Origin of the sequence: Pseudomonas sp. TAA207 (genome assembly GCF_001529285.1) — a bacterium.
GTDB classification, from domain to species: Bacteria; Pseudomonadota; Gammaproteobacteria; order Pseudomonadales; family Pseudomonadaceae; genus Aquipseudomonas; species Aquipseudomonas weihenstephanensis.
This window is the reverse complement of record NZ_LLWJ01000072.1, coordinates 420,382-427,485: the sequence shown is the minus strand read 5'-3', so window position 1 is coordinate 427,485 and position 7,104 is coordinate 420,382. Positions and strand designations below refer to the sequence as shown.

The 7,104-nt window shown below is 56.6% G+C and carries 6 protein-coding genes; 4 read left to right on the top strand and 2 right to left on the bottom strand.

What is annotated here, in order from left to right; translation table 11 throughout:
* Nucleotides 1-280 precede the first annotated feature (280 nt).
* Together AP059_RS21695 and AP059_RS21690 are read right to left on the bottom strand one after the other, a co-directional pair.
* Complete coding sequence (locus tag AP059_RS21695; protein ID WP_059766184.1) at nucleotides 281-1,501, bottom strand: CaiB/BaiF CoA transferase family protein; 1,221 nt, start codon at nucleotides 1,499-1,501, stop codon at nucleotides 281-283.
* A 14-nt stretch (nucleotides 1,502-1,515) separates the two neighbouring features.
* Nucleotides 1,516-2,697, bottom strand: coding sequence for an acyl-CoA dehydrogenase (locus tag AP059_RS21690; RefSeq protein ID WP_048363706.1), 1,182 nt, complete (start codon nucleotides 2,695-2,697; stop codon nucleotides 1,516-1,518).
* Nucleotides 2,698-2,855: 158 nt separating this feature from the next.
* Between AP059_RS21690 and AP059_RS21685 the strand changes: the two genes are divergently transcribed.
* From AP059_RS21685 to AP059_RS21670, 4 genes are all read left to right on the top strand, one after another.
* Nucleotides 2,856-3,752 carry a LysR family transcriptional regulator gene (locus AP059_RS21685; protein ID WP_059766182.1) on the top strand — a complete coding sequence of 299 codons (897 nt, stop codon included), beginning with the start codon at nucleotides 2,856-2,858 and terminating at the stop codon, nucleotides 3,750-3,752.
* Nucleotides 3,753-4,188: 436 nt separating this feature from the next.
* A complete protein-coding gene (locus tag AP059_RS21680) occupies nucleotides 4,189-5,310 on the top strand; it encodes a Re/Si-specific NAD(P)(+) transhydrogenase subunit alpha (protein ID WP_059766179.1) in 1,122 nt (373 codons plus the stop codon).
* Between the two features lie 11 nt (nucleotides 5,311-5,321).
* Nucleotides 5,322-5,645 carry an NAD(P) transhydrogenase subunit alpha gene (locus AP059_RS21675; RefSeq protein ID WP_003438157.1) on the top strand — a complete coding sequence of 108 codons (324 nt, stop codon included), beginning with the start codon at nucleotides 5,322-5,324 and terminating at the stop codon, nucleotides 5,643-5,645.
* Nucleotides 5,642-7,078, top strand: a complete 1,437-nt coding sequence (locus AP059_RS21670) for an NAD(P)(+) transhydrogenase (Re/Si-specific) subunit beta (RefSeq protein ID WP_059766177.1) — start codon at nucleotides 5,642-5,644, stop codon at nucleotides 7,076-7,078. The genes AP059_RS21675 and AP059_RS21670 overlap by 4 nt, the downstream gene beginning before the upstream one ends.
* Nucleotides 7,079-7,104: the final 26 nt, after the last annotated feature.

The window sequence follows — 7,104 nt, the reverse complement described above, 5'->3', positions numbered from 1 at the left end:
ATCTCTCGTTAGCGGGAGGCGAATTCTACAGCGTTACACGCTGCTGTCAACACCTCATTTCCTGCTTCGATGATTTGAAGCTAGCACCGTCGAAAACCGTTCAACTCATTGATACTCAAGGAGTTTTCCGTTTCGACTACGCCGGAAGTGGGGCGAATTATAGGGTGTTTTAAATCTGCGTCAACCCCTAATTGAGCGACTCTATCAATTACCTTTAACAGCCCAATAAAACCTCTATATAGAAGAGGGAGCTAACGCCCCCTCCTTACAGACAGCCACATCAAACCGCGCCTGATTTACGCAGCCCTTCCAACGCCCCCGCAGTCAATCCCAGCACACGCTGCAATACCTCATCGGTATGCTCTCCCAGCAAAGGTGGAGCGTTGCGATACTCGACAGGCGTCTGCGATAAGCGAATTGGACTGGCAACCTGCGGCACACGCCCAGCCAGCACATGAGGCAACTCTATTGCCAACCCGCGCGCCTGCACCTGAGGGTCCTGAAACACCTGCGCCAAGTCATTGATCGGCCCGCAAGGCACACCCACCGGCTCCAGCTGAGATACCCACTCAGCCGTCGTTTTGAAGACAGTCACCTGACGTATCAACGGCACCAACACCGCTCTATTCGCCACACGCGCCTTATTAGTCGAAAACCGGGAGTCCTGCGCCCACTCCCCGCGACCTGCCAGTTCAGCAAATTTTCGAAACTGATTGTCATTCCCCACGGTAAGAATGAAGTCACCATCGGCAGTAGGAAAATCCTGATACGGCACAATATTTGGGTGCGCATTACCTAGCCGCTTAGGAGAAACACCTGTAGTCAGATAATTCATTGCCTGATTCGCCAGGCACGCCACCTGAACATCCAGCAGCGCCATATCGATATGCTGACCACCGCCATCATGCTGACGATGGGCCAGCGCCGCCAGAATGGCGACAGTCGAATACAGCCCCGTCAATATATCCGTCAACGCCACACCCACTTTGACCGGACCCGCCCCCTCCTCACCGTCAGGGCGCCCCGTCAAACTCATCAGACCACCCAACCCCTGAATCATGAAGTCATAGCCTGCGCGCTTGGCATACGGCCCCGTCTGACCGAAACCAGTGATCGAGCAGTAAATCAAATCCGGATTGACCTCCTTGAGCGACGCATAGTCCAAGCCATAGGCCTGCAACCCACCTACTTTGAAGTTTTCGATCAAAATATCGGACTTCGCCGCTAACTCCCGCACCAGCCGCTGACCTTCAGGTTGAGTGAAGTCAATGGTCACCGACTGCTTGTTGCGATTAGCCGACAAATAATAGGCCGCCTCCCCGGTGCTCTCACCATAAGCATCTTTAAGGAAGGGCGGCCCCCAGGCTCGCGTGTCATCACCATTGCCCGGACGCTCGACCTTGATCACTTCCGCCCCAAGGTCTGCCAGGATCTGCCCGGCCCACGGACCAGCCAACACGCGCGACAAGTCCAACACCCGCAAATGCGATAAAGCACCCATGAGCCGAACTCCTATTAATAGAACGCCTGAAGACCCGTCTGCGCACGCCCAAGAATCAGAGCATGCACATCGTGCGTACCCTCATAGGTATTCACCACTTCAAGGTTGACCAAGTGACGTGCCACGCCGAACTCATCAGAAATGCCGTTACCACCCAACATGTCACGCGCCATGCGGGCGATATCAAGTGATTTGCCGCACGAGTTACGCTTCATGATCGACGTAATCTCTACCGCTGCCGTCCCCTCGTCCTTCATCCGACCCAAACGTAGGCAACCTTGCAGGGCCAGGGTAATTTCAGTCTGCATGTCAGCCAGTTTTTTCTGAATCAATTGGGTCGCCGCCAAAGGACGACCAAACTGCTTGCGATCCAGCGTGTATTGGCGTGCCGTATGCCAGCACGACTCAGCCGCCCCCAGTGCGCCCCACGAAATGCCGTAGCGCGCCGAATTCAAGCAGGTAAACGGCCCCTTCAAGCCACGCACATCCGGGAAAATGTTTTCTTCAGGCACAAACACGTTATCCATGACGATCTCGCCGGTGATCGATGCACGCAAACCCACCTTGCCGTGGATCGCAGGCGCACTCAGACCTTTCCAGCCTTTCTCCAGAACAAAGCCACGAATGTCACCTGCATCATCCTTACCCCAGACCACAAACACATCCGCGATAGGGCTGTTGGTGATCCACATCTTGGCGCCCGTCAGGCTGTAGCCGCCCTCTACTTTACGCGCGCGAGTAATCATCGCACCCGGATCAGAACCATGATCAGGCTCTGTCAGACCAAAACAGCCGATCCACTCGCCCGACGCGAGTTTGGGCAGGTACTTCTGCTTCTGAGCCTCAGTGCCAAACTCATTGATCGGCACCATCACCAGCGAAGACTGCACACTCATCATTGAGCGGTAGCCGGAGTCCACACGTTCTACCTCACGCGCGATCAGGCCATAGCTCACATAATTGAGACCGCTGCCGCCGTACTGCTCAGGAATCATCGCCCCCAGCAAGCCGGTTTCGCCCATTTCCCGAAAGATGGCAGGGTCTGTCTTCTCATGCCGGAAAGCCTCAAGCACACGCGGCGCCAACTTGTCCTGGGCAAACTGTTCAGCGCTGTCACGCACCATGCGCTCTTCTTCAGTGAGCTGTTGATCCAGCAGAAGTGGATCGATCCAGTTGAAGCTTGCTTTACCCGCCATGAGTGAACCCTCGCGAAATAGATCAAATGTCGTGGGCCAATCCTAGGTCCCTTCTATATAGAAGGACAAACGAGGATTGCGCACCCTCTTGTGCTAATTTCTCACTCCGTGAACATCGAAAACGCCATATTTGACTGCCTTTAGTGAGGAAGCCGTACATGCGCCGCAAGATTCCCAGCACGACCGCGCTCATCAGTTTTGAGGCCGCCGCGCGCCACGAAAGCTTCACCAAGGCTGCGCATGAACTCTCTCTCACTCAGGGCGCCATCTGCCGCCAGATCGCCAGCCTTGAAGCATTTCTCAGCGTCGAACTTTTCAGGCGCTCCAAGCGCGGGGTCAAACTCACCGAAGCCGGTCTTTCCTACAGCAGGCGCATTGCAACCCAACTGGACGCCGTAGAACGCGACACCCTTTCGATCATGGGGCAACAAGGCGCTAACGTTATTGAACTGGCCGTTGTGCCCACCTTCGGCACGCAATGGTTGCTCCCCCGACTCAAAGACTTCCAACAACAGCACCCTGACGTCACGGTCAACCTTACAAACCGTACCCGCCCCTTCCTCTTTGCCGACACCGACTTTGACGCCGCCATCTATTTCGGCGATGCCGACTGGTCAGGCACCACGTCCTACCGCCTGATGGGGGAAAACCCGGTCCCTGTTTGCAGCCCCAACCTGCTCAACACCCACAAAACCCTCAGCGCATCAGCACTCGCCGAACTCCCCTTACTGCAACAGACCACCCGCCCCTACGCGTGGCGGCAATGGTTCAACGCACAAGAGATGAGCGTGCCACGCGACATGACCGGTCCACGCTATGAACTGTTTTCGATGCTGGCCCAAGCGGCCATGCACGACATGGGCGTCGCCCTTATCCCGCCTTTTTTGATTCAACGCGAGCTGACCGAGCAGCGCCTGGTGATTGCCCACTCCGCCACGCTACCCAGCACCAAGGCTTATCACCTGATGATTCCAGAGCGCAAAATCGAATCTGCCTCTCTCCAGGCGTTTCGCGACTGGCTCATCCAGCAAGCCCGGCGCTACAGCTTGCTGTAGCCAAGAGCAACGTCCGTAAGGGTTATGTAGTGCAGCATCAAATAACCCTACATATGTACGTAAATGTCGCTTTATAAGACCCTAAACTTATGTCTATCTGGACAAACCTGTAGGCCAGTAACCACGCGGCCTACAGGGTATTTCCGAAAGTTATGCCCGGATAACTAAAAGAAATGTGAAAAAAACTCGAAAAGCACCTTTAATCCCTAGAAGCCCCGTCGTTACTGGCGCCTGGCGTATCATTGCGACATTCGGTCACGGCATGACTTGTAGTAAAAATTCCGTCACCCTCCATAAGTTCTTGAAGGGCTAAAAAATCGCCTGCATTATGCGGCGCCCCGCCCTGATTCTGGTGGGGTCGTGCTGATCGGCCGCCCCAGACGCACCCACCGCAGTGCGCTGGCTTTCTTATAAAAGATCACGCAGGAGATATGACGTGCACATTGGTGTTCCTCTCGAAACCCACACGGGTGAAACGCGGGTTGCTGCAACCCCGGAAACCATCAAGAAGCTGATCGGCCAAGGCCATAAGGTGACTGTTGAAAGCGGCGCAGGCATTAATGCCAGTGTTATCGACAGCGCTTATGAAGCCGTCGGCGCAACCATTGGCAGCGCCCAAGACGCCTTGGGTGCCGAGCTGATTCTCAAAGTGGTTGCCCCCAATGACAGCGAACTGGCCCTGATTAACAGCGGTGCCGTGCTGATTGGCATGCTCAACCCGTTCAGCAATGAAACCATTGCCAAACTGGCGGGGCACGGCATCACAGCTTTCTCTCTCGAAGCGGCCCCACGCACCTCTCGTGCGCAAAGTCTTGATGTGCTGTCATCCCAAGCCAACATTGCGGGTTACAAAGCCGTGTTGCTGGCCGCTCACTACTACCCGCGTTTCATGCCCATGTTGATGACCGCAGCAGGCACCGTTAAGGCAGCCCGCGTGCTGATCCTTGGCGCCGGAGTTGCAGGCTTGCAGGCCATCGCCACCGCCAAACGCTTAGGCGCCGTGATTGAAGCGTCGGATGTACGGCCTGCGGTTAAAGAGCAGATTGAATCGCTGGGAGCCAAGTTCGTCGACGTGCCGTATGAAACGGACGAAGAGCGCGAGTGCGCCGTCGGTGTGGGCGGCTACGCACGGCCCATGCCTGCGAGCTGGATGCAGCGCCAGGCTTTGGCCGTTCACGAACGCGCCAAACTGGCTGACATCGTCATCACCACTGCGCTGATCCCCGGCCGTAAGGCCCCGGTACTGCTCAGCGCAGAAACCGTGGCGCAAATGAAACCCGGCTCAGTGGTCATCGACCTCGCCGCGGCGCAAGGCGGCAATTGCCCGCTGACCGTGGCGGATCAAGTCGTGATTGAGCACGGTGTCACCCTCGTGGGCCACACCAATCTGGCTGCAATGGTTGCCGCAGACGCCTCCGCGCTGTATGCCCGCAATTTGCTGGACTTCCTCAAGCTGGTCTTCACCCCTGAAGGGCAGTTTCAGATCAACCTAGAAGACGACATCGTCGCTGCGTGCCTGATGTGCCGCGACGGGCAAGTCGTGCGCAAAAACGGCTGAGGATAAAAACAATGGAAGAGCTGATCTCGCCCGGCATCTACAACCTGATCATTTTCGTGCTGGCCATTTACGTTGGCTACCACGTGGTCTGGAACGTAACCCCTGCCCTGCACACCCCACTGATGGCCGTCACCAATGCCATTTCGGCGATTGTGATCGTCGGCGCGATGCTCGCCGCCGCGCTGACAGTCACCCCGCTGGGTAAAACCATGGGCACCCTGGCCGTCGCGCTGGCAGCCGTAAACGTATTCGGTGGATTTTTGGTCACCCGGCGCATGCTGGAAATGTTCAAGAAGAAAGCACCTAAAGCTAAAGAAGAGGTGCGTAAACCATGAGCATGAATCTGGTCACTGTGCTGTATCTGGTTGCATCGATTTGCTTCATTCAAGCGCTTAAAGGCCTGTCGCACCCGACCACCTCACGTCGCGGCAACCTGTTCGGCATGCTCGGCATGGCTTTGGCGGTGATTACCACCGTAGGGCTTATCTACAAACTGGGCGCTGAAATAGCGACAGCGGGTATCGGCTACGTGATTGTCGGCCTGTTGGTCGGCGGAACCGCTGGCTCGATCATGGCCAAGCGCGTTGAAATGACCAAAATGCCCGAGCTGGTTGCCTTCATGCACAGCATGATCGGCCTGGCGGCGGTGTTCATTGCCATTGCCGCCGTCGTCGAGCCGCAATCGCTGGGCATCGTCAAGCACCTGGGCGACGCCATTCCTGCGGGCAACCGTCTGGAACTGTTTCTGGGTGCTGCCATTGGCGCGATTACCTTCTCGGGTTCGGTGATCGCTTTCGGCAAACTGTCGGGTAAATACAAGTTCCGCCTGTTCCAGGGTGCACCGGTACAGTTCGGCGGCCAACACAAGCTGAACCTGGCACTGGGCCTGGCCACCTTGGCGCTGGGCATCACCTTCATGCTGACCGGCAACCTTAATGCCTTCGCATTGATGCTGGCTCTGGCGTTCGTACTGGGCGTGCTGATCATCATCCCCATTGGCGGCGCAGACATGCCGGTCGTGGTGTCGATGCTCAACAGCTACTCAGGCTGGGCGGCAGCAGGTATCGGCTTCTCGCTGAACAACTCAATGCTGATTATTGCCGGTTCGCTGGTGGGCTCCTCGGGCGCAATCCTGTCGTACATCATGTGCAAGGCGATGAACCGTTCGTTCTTCAACGTGATTCTCGGTGGTTTTGGCGGCGCAACCGATGTTGCCGGCCCTGCGGGTGCGCAAGAAGCCCGTCCGGTTAAATCCGGCTCGGCAGACGACGCCACTTTCCTGCTGACCAACGCTGACACCGTCATCATCGTGCCGGGTTATGGCCTGGCCGTAGCGCGGGCACAGCACGCACTTAAAGAGCTGACCGAGAAACTGACCCATCGCGGCGTGACCGTCAAATACGCCATCCACCCGGTAGCGGGCCGGATGCCAGGCCATATGAACGTGCTGCTGGCCGAGGCCGAAGTGCCTTATGACCAAGTGTTCGAAATGGAAGACATCAACTCCGAGTTTGGTCAGGCCGACGTAGTGCTGGTGTTGGGCGCCAACGATGTGGTCAACCCGGCGGCCAAGAACGATCCCAAATCCCCGATTGCGGGCATGCCGATCCTTGAGGCTTACAAAGCCAAGACCGTCATCGTTAACAAACGCTCAATGGCCAGTGGCTACGCAGGTCTGGATAACGAACTGTTTTACTTGGATAAAACCATGATGGTCTTCGGTGACGCCAAGAAAGTTATTGAAGATATGGTCAAAGCGGTCGAGTAACATCCCCGCCACTGCACGACTGAGAA